Genomic DNA, 15,896 nt, shown 5'->3' with positions numbered 1-15,896 from the left:
CCAAAAAGTTAGACACTTTCTGGGGGCATTTTTATTGCTTTATCTTTCCATGAAGCGCCGTTCAATCAATGTTTTGATATAAATTAAAACCAAATGAGGTTAGCCTTGTATATAGCTTTAAAAATTTATCATGAATAAGCAAAACTTTTTTGAGCGTATATCCGATAAAATAACTTATTGGACAGGAAGTGCCTGGGCTTTTACCATGGCTTTAGGCGTTATTATTATCTGGGGCATAAGTGGTCCTATATTCAACTATTCTGATACCTGGCAACTGGTTATCAATACAGGGACGACCATTATTACTTTTTTAATGGTATTTCTAATCCAGAAAACACAGAACAAAGATTCGAAGGCAATACAATTGAAGCTTAACGAACTGTTGGCAGCGAGCCGGCATGCCAGTAACCGCATGGTAGATATCGAAGATCTTTCAGAGGCTGAACTTGATGTGCTACACAAATTTTATCAAAAACTCTCTGATGCGGCAGAAAAAGATGAAAATATATACGTGTCGCATTCTATTGATTCCGCAGAAAAACTTTCCAGCGAAAAATCATCAGGCAAAAAGCGGATGAACAGGGATAAGTCCGATTAGCATATCCATATTAGCCAATTACCGGAGCAGCGAACAAAATAAAATCGACTTTAACTTTAAGCGGCAAACCTTTTCTCTATAAGTACGGTTTTATTTACATGGAAAATTTAGACCTATTGATTATACCTGCAGCAAGACAGGGAGAAACCGAAGTATTAAAAGAGCTTATCAGAAGGGGAGCCAACATTAATTTCAGAGATGAAAAAGGATATACCCCGTTAATCATCGCCTGTTATAATAACCGTTTATCAAGTGCAGAGATACTCCTGGATGCAGGAGCTGATATAGATGCCGCAGATTTTGGCGGCAACACGGCACTGATGGGCGTTTGCTTTAAGGGCTACCTTCCAATTGCAGCACTACTTATAGCCAGGGGTGCAAAATTAGATCTTCAACATGGAAACGGAGGAACTGCCCTGATGTTTGCAGCCATGTTCGGAAGGAACGATCTGCTGAAACTCTTACTTGAAAAAGGTGCAGATCCTTCGCTTACCGATATCCGTGGACAGCGTGCCGCAGAGCTTGCAGCGATGCAGGGCAACGAAGAAGGACTTGCCATATTACAGCATTAAGGCTTGCCATCAAGTAGTCCTTTTACCAACAGTTTCCATTGAGGATAGGATAAACCCAGCTTGGCACTAAAACCAACAATGAGATTCCGTGCCCTATCGATTAAATTTCCTTCATCAGTATTCGCCTGCTCGTTCCTGCCATGCTCCTCTGCCCATACTGTAATTCTATCCCTACGGATAAGAAAGGTAGAAGTGGCATGGTCTTTCAAAAAATGAGCAGTCTGTTTATCCTTGTTAAATGGTGAAGGACATGGACGAACACGCATACTGATCATTTCCTGATCGCCGTCATGCTCGCTTTCGATTTCTTCAATCTTCACCCAATCAAACCCACCTCCCGATACCGGACCTGGCCCAGGGATATCAATTTTAATAAAATCTCCCTTTTGGGCTGATCGCATTGCTTCCTTTCCATCAGGCGCAAAAATCTTAAAGTCCGAAAGTCCGGAGATTCTGCCCCATTCATTCACTGCGAGTAACCTTTTTGCAGCTGCTGAGAAAAATTCCTGTGCCTGGGTGAGGCTGCTTAATTTCCGTTCTTCAACCACATCCATCTGGCTTCCGATAACCTGTCGGGGAACCAGACTATTAATTAATTTTCCCATCGTTTCTTTTTCTATAAAACCATTATTCTGGGTTGTTGGTTTGATTATTTAAACATTAAAAATACCAGGTTATCAAATAGCCGCTAAAAATTTACATGAAACATTGCAGAATAACATTCAGGATAGCATAAGCGGTTAAAACAAAATTCTACAAACCTTTCTGTTTGAAAACAGGTTATTAATTTATCAACTGCTTTGAAAATGGAAAACAACGGAACAGAAACAAATGGGAGAGATGGGGCCAATACCAGTATCTGGCAATCTGCTTCAGTAGACAATCCTGTAACTTCCTATTCTGATCACGAGGAGGTATACGATGCGCTGATTATCGGAGGAGGAATTACAGGTATAACGACCGCACTGCTGCTGCAAAAACAGGGAAAGAAATGTTTACTGGTGGAAGCAAAAAATCTCGGCTTTGGTACAACCGGGGGCACCACCGCACACTTAAACACTTTTCTGGATACCACCTATCCCGAAATTGATAGCGATTTCAGCAAAGAAGCCTCAAGGCTGATGGCCAAAGGCTCAAAGGAAATGATCGAAATGATCAGTGCAAACATAAAGGAATTAAAAATTGATGCAGACTTCGAGTTTAAAGAAGGTTATCTTTTCTCGCAGAACGAAAAAGAAACAGAAGAACTCCAGTCTATTCTAGAATCATCGCAAACTGCTGGTGTAGAAGTGAGCGAAGCTTTTGAAAATGGAGTTCCGATCCCGTTTGAGCATGTGCTGTGTTTTAAAAACCAGGCCCAGTTCCACCCATTAAAATACATCCTCGGCCTGGCCAAAGAATTTGAAAAACTGGGCGGAAAAATTATCGAACAAACGTTTATCCATAGTACCGAGCTGCACGAAGACATCCATTATGCAAAGAGCGATAAATTTACACTAAAAGCAAAAAACATTGTTTATGCCACGCACATTCCTCCCGGTATAAACATCCTGTCGCTACGCAATGCACCTTACCGCAGTTATGTGCTTGCAGTAAAACTGAACAGCGGCGAGTACCCCAACTGCCTGGCATACGATATGCAGGAACCGTATCACTATTTTAGGAGCCATGAGATTGATGGACAAAAATATCTGATTATTGGAGGCGCCGACCATAAAACCGGCCACGGAGACCCATTAAAGGCATTTGAAGATCTTGAACATTATGCCAGAAAACATTTCGACATCAGCCAGATCGATTACCGCTGGTCATCACAATACTATGTACCTGTTGATGGCCTTCCTTACATTGGCCATTTACCCGGTGGCGACAAAGGGATTTTCATTGCAACAGGTTTTAACGGAAACGGCATGATACTGGGCAGTCTTTCGGCTGTGCTGATCAGCGATCTTATTTTAGAAAAAGAAAACCCCTATGAAAAATTGTTGAGCCCGTCAAGGTTGAAACCTATATCTGGATTTTCTGAATTTGTAAAGGAAAATGCAGATGTGGCTTACCATTTTGTAGCAGATCGGTTTGGTGCAGAAATAATCAGATCTACCAGTGAACTGGCAAAAGGTGAGGGTAAAATAGTAGAATTTGATGGAGAAAAACTGGCATTACATAAAGATGATGCCGGAAAAGTAACCGCCTTAAATCCGGTATGTACGCACGCTGGCTGTATTGTGAGCTGGAATCCTACAGAAAAAACCTGGGACTGCCCCTGCCATGGAGGAAGATTTTCCATTACAGGAAAAGTGCTAAGCGGACCACCGCAAAAAGACCTCGAGGTCGTTCCAGTAAAATGAAATAAAATCGGCAAAAAGGAGCAAAAAAAATAAACACCTTAAAACCAGTGAAAGATTTTATTGTTTTAATAGAAAAAGAATATATGGAAAAAATGAAAAGATCAGTTGGGCTGGATAATAGATCCATGAATACACTCATCAGGCAGCCCGAGCTTAAAGTACATGCTTTAATGGGTGCTGAAAGTGTAGTGCAGCTAAAAAAATCTGCAACCATTTTACAACTGCGCAATTTTAGCGCCAACCAATTGAAAGATCCCCGCGATGTTCCTGGAGAAATAAAGGTTTTAACCGTTTTGGCAACGAAAAACGGCCTTCAGGGTCTTTTATAAATCTTACGGTATTAGGGCAGTTACCCTGCCCTAAGTACCATTAACGTTCTTCCTCCAACCTCAACACTGCTTTCTGCCCTAAACTGTGCTTTTTGATTAATACTTTCGTCTGTAGAAATCTCAACAGACCAATTAAGTGCGTACTCCGCTGCAGGCAGTTTAAAGGTTACACCATCATGATGGGCATTAATGATGAGAAAAAAATGAACATCAAGAATATCCTCTCCATTTTCTGCTTTACCCTGTATCCCCTCTCCATGAAGAAAAATCCCGATACTCCCGGAGCTATCCTCTTGCCAATCGGCTGTTTCCATAATTTTACCGCTTGGCGAAAACCAGGCAATATCCAAAAGCCCGTCCGAATCGATCCTATCACCCACTATCCATTCCTTTCTACGCAGACTAGGATGTTTAAGGCGGAGTTTAATCAGGTCCTGGGTGAACTTTAAAAGTCCCTCATCTTTATTCTGCCAATTGATCCACGAAATTTCATTGTCCTGGCAATAGGCATTGTTGTTACCATTTTGGGTCTTTCCCATTTCATCACCCGAGGTGATCATCGGGATGCCTTGCGAAAGCAACAATGTGGCCAAAAAATTGCGTTTTTGTCGTGCACGGAGCGCATTTATAGCGTCATCATCCGTTTGCCCCTCCACACCGCAGTTCCACGAATGGTTCTCCGCTTCGCCGTCGGTATTGTTATCGCCATTTGCTATATTGTGCCGCTCATTATAGCTGACCAAATCGTGAAGGGTAAAACCATCATGCGCAGTAATGAAATTGATGCTGGCAGTTGGTCTTCTATAGTCCTGCATATAAATATCAGGACTCCCTAAAAACCGTTTGGCAAACTGCCCGAGTGTTCCATGGTCACCTTTCCAAAAACGGCGCATCAGATCGCGGTACTTGCCATTCCATTCTGCCCAGCCTGGCGGGAACTTACCTATCTGATAGCCTCCTTCTCCTAAATCCCAGGGTTCAGCAATTAGTTTTACCATAGAAATGATCGGATCCTGATGGATGATATCAAAAAATGCGCCCAACCGGTCAACATCGTGCAGGCCCCTTGCCAAAGTTGAAGCCAGATCGAACCTGAATCCATCTACATGCATCTCCTGTATCCAAAACCTCAGGCTATCCATAATAAACCTGAGTACGGTGGGCATTCTCGAATTTAAGGTGTTCCCCGTTCCAGTATAATCTGTATAATATCGTTTGTTTTCTTCTTCCAATCTATAATAGGTTAAATTATCTATTCCCTTAAAGGAAAGTGTTGGACCTTTCTCGTTGCCCTCGGCAGTATGATTGTAAACTACATCTAAAATCACCTCTATTCCGGCAGCATGCAGGGCTTTTACCATATCCCTAAACTCTTTTACCTGGTTTCCATTGGTACCAGAAGAAGAATACCTGGATTCGGGCGCAAAAAAGCCAATGGTATTATATCCCCAATAATTATTCAGCCCTCTATCAATGAGATGGCCGTCAGAAACAAATTGGTGTACAGGCATCAGCTCAACAGCGGTGATGCCAAGCGATTTGAGGTATTGAATACTTGCCGGATGGGCCAACCCTGCATAAGTACCACGCAAAGATTCGGGAATTAAAGGATTTAACTTGGAAAAACCCTTAACATGAAGCTCGTAAATAACACTTTGGTTATAGGGAATATGTAGAGGCTTATCATTTCCCCAATCATAGGTCATATCAACCACTACCGACTTGGGCATGTAAGGTGCACTATCGGTTTCTGAGAAACTCAAATCAGCCTCTTCTCCCTCCAGGTCATATCCAAAAACTTCAACACACCATACCACATCACCCGATATTGCCCTCGCATAGGGATCAATCAGTAATTTATTCGGGTTAAATCTGTGGCCGTTCATGGGTTCGTAAGCGCCATGCACCCGATAACCATATAACTGCCCCGGGCCGATATCGGGAATATAACAGTGAAAAACATGGTGATCGCGTTCAGCGATATCAACCCGAGCTACTTCAACGCCATGCTCATCGTAAAGGCAGAGTTCTACTTTTTGAGCGTGCGCCGCAAAGAGTGCAAAATTAGTCCCACTGCCGTCCCAGGTTGATCCAAGCGGATGAGGACGGCCAGGAAGCTGGCTAACTGTATGCATATTCGTTTTTAATTGCATTCATTTCACTTCTTCTATGCCCTTAACTTAAGGAAATCAAAAAATTGTCTTCCTGAAGATTCAGTTAATATTGAAGTGCTAGTGATAATTTTTTAGTAAAATTGTAATTACGAGATCCATTTTTCGTCGGCTGAAGCAGTCCATGCGGTCGCTATAACCCATAGTTGTAAGATTGCTCCATCGTTCCTCCTCGCAATAACGACATCTCTAATTTTTTATGGCCAGCCCCCCCTAAGAAAGCCGGGACAAGTTGTCAAAGAATATCTTTTTGATTGACTATTAAAAGGTCTTCAACAAGATCAGACTGACAAAAGTTTGTAATAAACACCTGCTTATTCGTCTGGATTTCCTGCTGCGTTTCCGGCCAGATCCCCAGATACATCCTCCTCATCATCGCTCTCACCTGTAAGCCCCCGCTGAAGTTCATTATCCTCCAGCTCTTTATTGTCATTCTCAGCGTTATCAGATCGGTCATGGCCAGCCTCATGTGCCAGGTTATCTTTATTTTCTTGTTCGTTATTGTTATCCGGTATCATAATATCATTTTTTCTATAACAACAGTATTTACCGGAAGTTGGTTTTGTAAACATATCAGCCATTGTTGAAATATTTAGATATTATTACAAATAGCAAGCAGGACAGAATTTTCAAATGGCGTTAAATATCCTTAGCAAGTGACTGAAAGATACGGAGCCCCTTATTACGGTAGTCCTACGTAAAGAAATAAAAACAAATCTGAACCAAAGGCTCAATTCATTTGTTTTATTAGAACGTTTACAAAAAATATAAACATGGAAGATCTACGAAGGAACATTTCGAAAGAAGATTTAAACGCATTAAAGAAGAAGTTCGACGATGGGGTAATAGAATCATTGTGGAGCGAAAATGGAGAATTAACCTATATCATCAAAGATGGGCTCGATTTAAATGAATACGCGCTGGCGGCTAAACAGATACTTGAAAGTGAAGGTGATATTGCACATGATTTTACGGGCAAGGTCACCAATAAATCAAAAACTGAATCTGCCAGATTCGACTATAAATCAGGATGGTTCTTAGATGGACTGGCTGATGGTGAAATAGAATAGGCAGTTTGCTGCTGTAGCCTACTACGACAAGTATTTTTGAATAATAATAGTGACTAAATGAAATTAGGTAAAGCTTATATCGGTACATCGGGGTGGAAATACCGCCATTGGGAGGGTACTTTTTATCCATCAGACCTTAAAAAGAAAGATCAACTGAAATATTTTACAGCACATTTCGATACTGTAGAACTGAACAATTCTTTTTACCGCCAGCCAACACTACAAAATTTTCAAGCCTGGCAGGAACAAGCTCCAGCCAATTTTGCTTATGCCGTTAAAGCCAACAGGTATTTTACCCATTTAAAAAAACTGAACGTAGCACGGAACGAAATCGTTGAATTTTTAAATGCCTGCCTGGGGCTGGAAAAGAAATTGGGGCCAATCCTTTTTCAGTTGCCCCCAAAATGGAACATTAATATCGAACGCCTGGAAAGATTTTTAGAAATGCTTCCACCAGAATACCGCTACACATTTGAATTTAGAAATCCAAGTTGGTACCATGATGAGGTATTTGCCCTTTTAAAAAAATACAATTGTGCTTTCTGCATTTATGATTTGGCAGGGCATCAATCACCTGTTATTGCCACGGCCGATTTTGTATACATCAGGCTACATGGGCCTGGAGAAAAATATCAGGGTTCTTACAGCCGATCGGCCTTAGAACGATGGGCTAAAATGTGCAATGCCTGGCTGAATGAAAAAAAGGATGTTTATATCTATTTTGACAATGACCAGGAAGGTTATGCCGCATTTAATGCACTTGAAATTAAAAAAATGATATAAAATATCACAATAGCATAAAAATAAGATCAGGTATTTACTCTAAAACAAAAGAAGGGAAATTTGTTTTTCTGCGATACATTAACTACCTTAAAATGATACAGTTAGCGATGACGGTTGTAGACAAAAAAGGGGAAGATTTAAATCTTCCCCTTTTAGTGCACTTGTAGGGATTCGAACCCCAAACCTTCTCATCCGTAGTGAGATGCTCTATCCAATTGAGCTACAAATGCGTTTCCGTATCGTTAACGGACTGCAAAGGTATAATTTGATATTTTAATTTCCAATTAAATTTTAAAAAATCTAAAAATAATTCTTTGCAGGATATGCTTTATGCGCTTAATGAATCATTAATTGCTTTAAAATCAGGCAAATCATGTGCATCCTCTAAAACTTCTGCATAAGCAATTTTTCCTTCTTCATCGATCACAAAAGCTGCTCTTTTAGAAACGCCTTTCAATCCAAACACAAATTCGTTATAAAAAGCACCGTAAGCTGCTGATACTTCTTTGTTAAAATCAGATAATAAAGGGAACTGATAGCTTTGTACTTCTTTAAATTTCCCCAGAGAAAATGGAGAATCGACTGAAATACCGATTACCTGTGCATCTATTCCTTCGTAATAACTGAAATTATCACGCATGGTACATAACTGTTCTGTACATGTTCCGGTAAAAGCCATCGGGAAAAAGTGAATGATTACTTTTTTGCCTTTGAAACCAGAAAGAGAAATTTCTGTCAAATCAGAACTGTATAATTTAAAATCAGGGGCGGTATCGCCAACTTGTAATGCCATTGTATTTTTTTTTGGGTTAAATATATTAATTGGTTCAGTAGTTCATTGGTCATTTGTTCATTAGTATTGCATTCCTCCAGTGAACTAATGACTAGTGAACTGATTATCTTTTTTCATCTGCTGATTTAAAATTATTAAACCCTCCTCAAAACTATGTGGACGGTAATCTAAATCTTTAATCGTTTTATCCAAAACAAAACCTGTTCTAATTGGTCGTTTAGCCGTTTGGTTTAAACTTGTAGAACTTATTTCATTAATAAAAGATTGATCAAGCCCCCAATAATCGGCAACTTTTCGCACTAAATCTGCAATACTCATGTAATCTTTACCCGACACGTGGTAAATTCCTTTTGCATTTTTTTCCACAGCCAACAAACAAGCTTCAGCTAAATCTTCCGCCAAAGTGGGCATACGCCATTGATCGTTTACAACATTAATAGGTGATGCTTTTTCTAAAGCCCCTTTAGCCCAAAGTACAATATTACTCCGGCTCATATCGCTGGTGATCCCATATACCAATATGGTTCTTAAGATTGCCCAGTTTGCTTTTGAATTTTTCAATAAATCTTCTGCCAGCACTTTCGATTCGCCGTAGTAACTTACCGGATTAACGGCATCTTCTTCCTTATAAGGCCCGTTGGCACCATCAAAAACAAAATCGGTACTTAAATGAATAAGCTGAATGTTTTTTTCTTCACATATTGATAGTAGTGTTTGGACTGCATCTACATTTAACTGGCGACAAAGCTCTTTATTGGCTTCACAAGTATCAACATTGGTCATGGCAGCGGTGTGCACAATGGCGTCAGGGCTGTATCTTTCAATAAGTTCCTTAACCTGAACCGCATTTAAAATATCCATTTCTGCATATTCATAACCATCCTTTACCGGATAGCGGTTTACGCCCTTTGAAGTGGCTACCAATTTCACCCTTCTCTCGGCAAGCACTTTTTCAGTTAATTTCTGTCCTAAAAGACCGTTGCTGCCTGTTGTTAAAATGGTTTTCATATGCCTTATTTAGGGCACTAAATTATCCATAAAAACCATGTTGAAAAAATTTATAATATATATTTAAAATTAAGTAAGAAAAACTTAACTTTGCCAACCGAATTGGAGCCCCTGTAAACAGCTTTAATTCATTGACTGTAATAAATTTACTCACAACAGATATGCCTAACTTAGGAAAAATAGCACAAATTATCGGCCCAGTGGTTGACGTTAGCTTTGCTAATGATGCCCATCTACCTAAAATTTTTGATGCGTTAGAGATAACGAAAGAAAATGGACAAAAAATTGTTTTAGAAGTTCAACAGCACTTAGGTGAAGACCGTGTACGTGCGATCTCGATGGACTCTACAGACGGTTTAGTTCGTGGAATGGACGTAGTTGATACTGGTGCTGCGATTAAAATGCCAGTTGGCGACCAAATTAAAGGTCGTTTATTTAATGTAGTTGGTGAAGCGATTGACGGTATCAACACAGTTGATAAAACAGGCGGTCGCCCTATCCATGCTACTCCTCCTAAGTTCGAAGATTTATCTACTGAAACTGAGGTGCTTTTTACAGGTATTAAAGTAATCGATTTATTAGAGCCATATGCAAAAGGTGGTAAAATCGGTTTATTCGGTGGTGCTGGTGTAGGTAAAACGGTATTAATTATGGAGTTGGTTAACAACATCGCGAAAGCTTATGCTGGTTTATCAGTATTTGCAGGTGTTGGCGAGCGTACTCGTGAGGGTAACGATTTACTTCGTGAGTTTATTGAGTCAGGTGTAATCAACTATGGTGACGAATTCTTACACTCAATGGAAAAAGGTGGATGGGATTTGAAAGCTGTTGATACTGAAAAATTAAAAGAATCTAAAGCAACATTGGTTTTCGGTCAAATGAACGAGCCTCCTGGTGCACGTGCACGTGTAGCATTATCAGGATTAACTGTTGCTGAATATTTCCGTGATGGTGATGGTGAAGGCGCTGGAAAAGATATTCTTTTCTTCGTTGATAACATCTTCCGTTTTACGCAGGCAGGTTCTGAGGTATCGGCTTTATTAGGTCGTATGCCATCGGCTGTAGGTTACCAACCAACATTGGCAACTGAGATGGGTTTAATGCAAGAGCGTATTACTTCAACAAAACGTGGATCAATTACATCAGTACAAGCGGTATATGTACCAGCGGATGATTTAACTGACCCGGCTCCGGCAACAACCTTTGCCCACTTAGATGCTACTACGGTACTTTCGCGTAAAATTGCCGAGTTAGGTATTTACCCTGCAGTAGATCCATTAGATTCTACTTCACGTATCCTTTCTCCAGCTGTTTTAGGTGACGAACACTATAACACTGCACAACGTGTTAAAGAAACTTTACAACGTTACAAAGAATTACAAGATATCATCGCAATCTTAGGTATGGACGAATTATCTGAAGAAGATAAATTAGTCGTATCAAGAGCACGTCGTGTTCAACGTTTCTTATCTCAACCTTTCCACGTAGCTGAGCAATTTACTGGCTTAAAAGGTGTATTGGTTGACATTAAAGATACCATCAAAGGATTTAACATGATCATGGATGGTGAAGTTGATGAGTATCCGGAAGCTGCATTTAACTTAGTTGGTAGCATTGAAGATGCGATCGAAAAAGGTAAAAAATTATTAGCAGAAGCGAACTAGTATCGAGATTTGGGTATTAAGTATCAGGACAACAAACAGGATCTTGCTACTTGATACTAGCTACTTGATACTTAAATCTAAAAAAAATGAATTTAGAAATATTAACTCCAGATAAAAAAGTTTTCGAAGGTGAAGTAACAGCTGTTACGGTTCCTGGTACTTTAGGTTCTTTCCAGATTTTAAAAGACCACGCCCCTATCATCTCTACTTTAGAAGATGGAGAAGTTATTATAAAAGCAAACAAAGCTGATGAGCAACGCTTTTTTATTAAAGGCGGTGTAGTTGAAGCTATCCACAACAAAATTGTGGTTTTAGCCGAAGGTATCGCTTAAACAAAATAATTAACTCATTTAGAAAGCCTCCCGATTTAAAAATCTGGGAGGTTTTTTGTTTTTATTAGTATTTCAAAAAACAATTACCTACCTTTAACGTTAGTAACGTAAAAAGTTAGCATGATACTTTCTTTTGGCTCTAAAGACACAGAAAAAATATGGAATGGCATCAGAGTTTCTAAAATGCCTTTAGAAATTCAAACCATTGGGCGTAGAAAATTAAGAATGATAAGCAATTCCCAAAACATTCAAGATTTAACTATACCACCATCAAATAAATTGGAAAAGAAAAAAGGCAATCTGAAAGATTATTATAGCATCCGAATTAATGACCAATGGAGAATAATTTTGGAAAACGGAAATGCAAGTGAAGTTGAAATTATAGATTATCATTAAAAGAACAATGGAAAAGCTACCAAACATACATCCCGGAGAAATTCTGAATGAAGAATTTCTTATTCCTTTAAATATTACGGCTTACCGCTTAGCGAAAGAAACAAATATTCCTCAAACCCGTATTTCTGAAATAATTAAAGGCAAGAGAAGAATTACAGCAGATACAGCATTGCGTTTTAGCATCTTTTTTGGGAACTCTGCAAAATTTTGGCTTGGTTTACAAGATGACTACGATATTGAAAGTGAATTGAATGAAAAACAAAAAGAATTTCAAAATATCAAACTTTTCGCAATAGCATCATAGTTAATAAAGATCTCTCGATTTAAAAATCTCTGAGGCTTTTTGTTTTTGTGTACTATTTAACAAAATCACAAACAGCCGCAGTAAATTCCCCGTTCTTTTCATAATAAAGCATGTGCGAACCATCTATCTGCACTACTTTCTGGTTCGGAAATTTGTAATTTTTATAATAATCCGGGCCAACGGCATGATCATCCTTACCCGTTACAATTAAGGTAGGTATTTTGACCTCATTGGTAAGTAAAGCATAATCTTTAAAATATTCCGGGTACTTCTGCGCCTTTGTGCTATCCATCAAAGGCATAAAAAGCGTCATTCCGAAATCCGAGGTCCGTTTATAAGAATTTTCGATGCTATCCATTTTAATAATGGTATTTACATCATTGGCAATATATTTATATCCAAGATGCATCGCGCTTAACTTCTTTCTAACCAGCGTCGCCCCATTCATTAATTTTTTAAAATCTGTATCATTTATAGTAGTATTCCTTTTTCAATAACCGGTATCCGTATTCAATTTGCTCCCTCACCTGGTTTGGGTTCATAAAATGAGCTATTGCATTAGCCATGATTATGCCAGATAAATGTTCCGGATATTTGAGCGCATAATTAATGGCCAGGATACCACCAAATGAATGACTAAGTAGGTACACTTTTTCTACCCCCAGTTTTAACCGCAGTTCTTCAACATCCTGAACAACCCGGTCTAAACTATAATTCTTTGCGTCTTGCGAATGACCAGATCCTCTTTGATCCAGATAAACCATCGTTAAACATTTCTCCAGACTAGCTCCGCCCATTTTCTCAAAAGAAAGAAAATCCTGACCAGGACCTCCATGCAAATAGATGCAAACTGGCCCTTTGCCCACTATTTGAACAGATAATTTCACCGTATCAGAAGTTAAAATGCTTTGATTACCCTTCTTAAGACGAAGTGTCGAACCTGGTGAAGAACAACCACTAAATAATCCGGTTAAAAGGATCGAAAAGATATAAATTATTTTCATCGCTATTTTTCTGACAGTAAATTACGCAACTATTTCCAATAAGTAATAAATGCATATCATACTAATTGTATACCTAAATAAAAGCAGCAATTTTTCTTTACATTTCAACACCAAAATATCGCACAAATTTTCAATTTTCAAAGCACTTTGGGTCATTTTAGGCAGAAAAATAGAAAATTTATAATGCAAGCATAACAAATAGACCGTATACCGTTTTGATATCTGGTCTACGGCTATCGGCATTAAATAACTAATCTAACTCTCATTAAGAATAATATTCCGATTATATATAAAATATAAGAATAATATTCTGATTTAACTTTTTTCTGATTTCTCTTGCATATTAATGAACCAAAAACTAAATTGGTTTTTATAAACAATAAGATAATAATGACCTTTCAGCACAACATATTTTCTACCTATACTACTGCAAAAGCAGCTGGTAATGTAGTGCTGTTACCTGTCATTTTACTTAACCTCCTACTCCTAAACATTTTATGGGGTAATAAGCGGACGCAGTTTAAATAGATTTTAAAAAACTAAATATACCTAAAGCGTCCCGATACAAACGGGACGCTTTTTTTAAATAACAAAACACAGTATTATGAACCGTCCATGATACATAGTTAAAATAAAAAATGGAATGCTTATTTATCATGATAAGCTCCATCTGACGGTTAAAAAACAATAAGAATAAACAGATGAAATATTATAATTCTAATACCATTATTTACCTTGATGGACAGTTTGAAAAGGCTGTAAATAGTAGTACTGATCTTTACGGACAGTCGCTACACTACGGCTATGCTGCTTTCGAGGGTATTAGAGCCTATAAAACACACAACGGCAACCGCATTTTCAAAGCTGCCGCACATTTCGACCGCTTAGAGCGTTCCTGCCAGTTGGCAAACATCCCATTCCCATGGGATAAACAAGAATTAATTGCTGCAACCTATAAATTACTTCAGTTGAACAAACTGAAAGATGCTTATATCCGCCCTTTGGTGTTTTGCCACCCAAACATGAAATTAAACGAACCAACCGGGGTTTCAATCTTAATATGTGCCTGGGAATGGGATGCATATTCTGGCAATAAATTGTTAAAATTAACGGTTTCCGATTACGAAAGGCCAAACCCAAAATCGATTCCAATGGAGGCGAAATTGAGTGGAAACTATGTTAATTCTATTTTAGCTACTACAGCGGCAAATATTAAAGGTTACGACGAAGCTTTGCTTTTAGATATGCACGGCTTTGTTGCCGAAGCATCCGGAGCTAATATCTTCCTCGAAAAGGACGGAAAATTATATACCCCATCTTTAGGGAACATTTTACCGGGCATTACCCGTGCAACTGTAAAAGAGCTTTGCACTGTTTTGGATATAGAGTGTATAGAAAAAAAATTAACCATAGAAGATCTTAAAAATGCCGACAGCGCTTTCTTATGCGGAACAGCAACTGAGATAGCCGGCATTGCCTCAATTGATGAGATTGTTTATCGTTCACTATGGCGAGAATCTATCGGTTATACCATACAACGTGCCTATAAAAACCTGGTATTGGAAAAAGTAAATTACGAAGTGATTATATAGCTGGTAGCATACTGTTTGATAGTTAAATAGCCAATAGTTAGTTGATAGCCAATTCGGCCATATACCATGAACTAAAAAACCATCAACCAAAAAGAATTTTAAACAATAAAAAAGTACTTAAAAGCAAATGACTGAAGAAATCAATCAACACTTCCCGAAGGCCTACCAACAAATTAATGGTGCAACAAAAGCATCAGGGTTTGATATGGCATCTGATGTGTTGACCTGCTCTTTACTCAGAACACTTGCGGCCACCAAACCTTCAGGTAAATTTCTGGAGCTTGGAACCGGAACAGGTTTATCTACTTCCTGGATATTAGATGGTTTAGATCAGGAAAGTACACTTACCTCGATAGATAACGATGCTAAATTTTTAGCCATTGCCAAAACATTTCTCGGCGGTGATGATCGTTTAACATTGGTTGATACCGATGGAGCGGAGTGGATCGAAAAGAATAAAGACAAAAAATTCGATTATATTTTTGCTGATACCTGGCATGGAAAATACTTGCTTTTAGATGAGGCGCTATCCATGCTTAACACCGGCGGACTTTACATCATTGATGATATGCTGCCCCAATCGAATTGGCCTGACGGTCATCAAGAGAAAGCGATTAAATTAATCAAAGATTTAGAATCCCGTAATGACCTGCAATTAACCAAGCAGGTTTGGGCAACAGGAATCGTAATCGGAGTAAAAAAATAAATAACATTAAAATAGTTCTTTGCTTTTTTTAAATAGTTAGTATGTTTGTGATTCATCAAAGACATGAATATAAACACAAACATTATTAGCAACCTAATTATTGTCATTTCTCAAAAGAGAGGTGGAAATCGTTGCGTATAATATAAAAAATATACCATATCGAAACCGCCTCCTAAAAAGAGGCGGTTTTTTTTTTTGCCTCGAAAAGAAATAATTGAAATACAAC

At 38.7% G+C, this 15,896-nt stretch carries 19 protein-coding genes and 1 tRNA gene; 12 read left to right on the top strand and 8 right to left on the bottom strand.

Annotation, left to right across the window (positions count from 1 at the left end):
• The first annotated feature begins 130 nt into the window (after positions 1 to 130).
• Both QF042_RS06740 and QF042_RS06735 read left to right on the top strand, forming a co-directional pair.
• Positions 131 to 598: a low affinity iron permease family protein gene (locus QF042_RS06740; protein ID WP_307526561.1), complete on the top strand. Its 468-nt coding sequence runs from the start codon at positions 131 to 133 to the stop codon at positions 596 to 598.
• A gap of 98 nt (positions 599 to 696) precedes the next feature.
• Positions 697 to 1,170: an ankyrin repeat domain-containing protein gene (locus QF042_RS06735; protein ID WP_307526560.1), complete on the top strand. Its 474-nt coding sequence runs from the start codon at positions 697 to 699 to the stop codon at positions 1,168 to 1,170.
• Here QF042_RS06735 and QF042_RS06730 read toward each other — a convergent pair.
• Complete coding sequence (locus tag QF042_RS06730; RefSeq protein WP_307526558.1) at positions 1,167 to 1,775, bottom strand: hypothetical protein; 609 nt, start codon at positions 1,773 to 1,775, stop codon at positions 1,167 to 1,169. The genes QF042_RS06735 and QF042_RS06730 overlap by 4 nt on opposite strands.
• 201 nt (positions 1,776 to 1,976) lie before the next feature.
• Here QF042_RS06730 and QF042_RS06725 point away from each other — a divergent pair, with 201 nt between their 5' ends.
• Complete coding sequence (locus tag QF042_RS06725; protein WP_307526556.1) at positions 1,977 to 3,518, top strand: FAD-dependent oxidoreductase; 1,542 nt, start codon at positions 1,977 to 1,979, stop codon at positions 3,516 to 3,518.
• A gap of 92 nt (positions 3,519 to 3,610) precedes the next feature.
• Positions 3,611 to 3,847, top strand: a complete 237-nt coding sequence (locus tag QF042_RS06720; protein WP_307526554.1) for a hypothetical protein — start codon at positions 3,611 to 3,613, stop codon at positions 3,845 to 3,847.
• Between the two features lie 20 nt (positions 3,848 to 3,867).
• Here QF042_RS06720 and glgX read toward each other — a convergent pair whose 3' ends face one another.
• Positions 3,868 to 5,982 (bottom strand): glycogen debranching protein GlgX, encoded by a 2,115-nt coding sequence (gene glgX, locus QF042_RS06715; protein ID WP_307526552.1) that lies wholly within the window; start codon positions 5,980 to 5,982, stop codon positions 3,868 to 3,870.
• A 350-nt stretch (positions 5,983 to 6,332) separates the two neighbouring features.
• A complete protein-coding gene (locus tag QF042_RS06710) occupies positions 6,333 to 6,599 on the bottom strand; it encodes a hypothetical protein (protein WP_307526549.1) in 267 nt (88 codons plus the stop codon).
• A gap of 192 nt (positions 6,600 to 6,791) precedes the next feature.
• Between QF042_RS06710 and QF042_RS06705 the strand changes: the two genes are divergently transcribed.
• Together QF042_RS06705 and QF042_RS06700 are read left to right on the top strand one after the other, a co-directional pair.
• Entirely contained in the window at positions 6,792 to 7,088 is a 297-nt protein-coding gene (locus tag QF042_RS06705) for a hypothetical protein (RefSeq protein ID WP_307526547.1), read from the top strand.
• A 57-nt stretch (positions 7,089 to 7,145) separates the two neighbouring features.
• Positions 7,146 to 7,871: a DUF72 domain-containing protein gene (locus QF042_RS06700; protein ID WP_307526545.1), complete on the top strand. Its 726-nt coding sequence runs from the start codon at positions 7,146 to 7,148 to the stop codon at positions 7,869 to 7,871.
• A gap of 156 nt (positions 7,872 to 8,027) precedes the next feature.
• Here the strand turns inward: QF042_RS06700 and QF042_RS06695 are convergent.
• The 3 genes from QF042_RS06695 to QF042_RS06685 all read right to left on the bottom strand — a co-directional run bounded on the left by QF042_RS06695 (position 8,028) and on the right by QF042_RS06685 (position 9,672).
• Positions 8,028 to 8,101 (bottom strand) — tRNA-Arg (locus QF042_RS06695).
• Positions 8,102 to 8,199: 98 nt separating this feature from the next.
• Complete coding sequence (locus tag QF042_RS06690) at positions 8,200 to 8,664, bottom strand: redoxin domain-containing protein (protein ID WP_307526543.1); 465 nt, start codon at positions 8,662 to 8,664, stop codon at positions 8,200 to 8,202.
• Positions 8,665 to 8,748: 84 nt separating this feature from the next.
• Positions 8,749 to 9,672 carry an SDR family oxidoreductase gene (locus QF042_RS06685; RefSeq protein WP_307526541.1) on the bottom strand — a complete coding sequence of 308 codons (924 nt, stop codon included), beginning with the start codon at positions 9,670 to 9,672 and terminating at the stop codon, positions 8,749 to 8,751.
• A gap of 161 nt (positions 9,673 to 9,833) precedes the next feature.
• On the opposite strand from QF042_RS06685, the gene atpD reads away from it, so the two are divergent.
• From atpD to QF042_RS06665, 4 genes are all read left to right on the top strand, one after another.
• Complete coding sequence (gene atpD / locus QF042_RS06680) at positions 9,834 to 11,336, top strand: F0F1 ATP synthase subunit beta (RefSeq protein ID WP_307526539.1); 1,503 nt, start codon at positions 9,834 to 9,836, stop codon at positions 11,334 to 11,336.
• A gap of 86 nt (positions 11,337 to 11,422) precedes the next feature.
• The gene (gene atpC / locus QF042_RS06675; RefSeq protein ID WP_055912620.1) at positions 11,423 to 11,668 is read left to right on the top strand and encodes an ATP synthase F1 subunit epsilon; all 246 of its coding nucleotides are present in this window, start codon (positions 11,423 to 11,425) and stop codon (positions 11,666 to 11,668) included.
• 120 nt (positions 11,669 to 11,788) lie between these two features.
• A complete protein-coding gene (locus tag QF042_RS06670; RefSeq protein WP_307526535.1) occupies positions 11,789 to 12,064 on the top strand; it encodes a type II toxin-antitoxin system RelE/ParE family toxin in 276 nt (91 codons plus the stop codon).
• Between the two features lie 7 nt (positions 12,065 to 12,071).
• On the top strand, positions 12,072 to 12,368 hold the full coding sequence (locus QF042_RS06665) for a HigA family addiction module antitoxin (protein ID WP_131533901.1): 297 nt from the start codon (positions 12,072 to 12,074) through the stop codon (positions 12,366 to 12,368).
• Positions 12,369 to 12,420: 52 nt separating this feature from the next.
• Here QF042_RS06665 and QF042_RS06660 read toward each other — a convergent pair whose 3' ends face one another.
• Together QF042_RS06660 and QF042_RS06655 are read right to left on the bottom strand one after the other, a co-directional pair.
• A complete protein-coding gene (locus QF042_RS06660) occupies positions 12,421 to 12,816 on the bottom strand; it encodes an alpha/beta fold hydrolase (RefSeq protein ID WP_307526531.1) in 396 nt (131 codons plus the stop codon).
• 19 nt (positions 12,817 to 12,835) lie between these two features.
• Complete coding sequence (locus QF042_RS06655; protein WP_307526530.1) at positions 12,836 to 13,372, bottom strand: alpha/beta fold hydrolase; 537 nt, start codon at positions 13,370 to 13,372, stop codon at positions 12,836 to 12,838.
• 701 nt (positions 13,373 to 14,073) lie between these two features.
• Here QF042_RS06655 and ilvE point away from each other — a divergent pair.
• A complete protein-coding gene (gene ilvE / locus QF042_RS06650; RefSeq protein ID WP_307526528.1) occupies positions 14,074 to 14,964 on the top strand; it encodes a branched-chain-amino-acid transaminase in 891 nt (296 codons plus the stop codon).
• A 127-nt stretch (positions 14,965 to 15,091) separates the two neighbouring features.
• Positions 15,092 to 15,670: an O-methyltransferase gene (locus QF042_RS06645; protein ID WP_307526526.1), complete on the top strand. Its 579-nt coding sequence runs from the start codon at positions 15,092 to 15,094 to the stop codon at positions 15,668 to 15,670.
• Positions 15,671 to 15,896 lie beyond the last annotated feature (226 nt).

It is taken from the genome of Pedobacter sp. W3I1, from assembly GCF_030816015.1.
Lineage (GTDB): Bacteria > Bacteroidota > Bacteroidia > Sphingobacteriales > Sphingobacteriaceae > Pedobacter.
The sequence above is the reverse complement of the archived record's forward strand: the minus strand, read 5'-3'. Positions and strand labels throughout refer to the sequence as shown.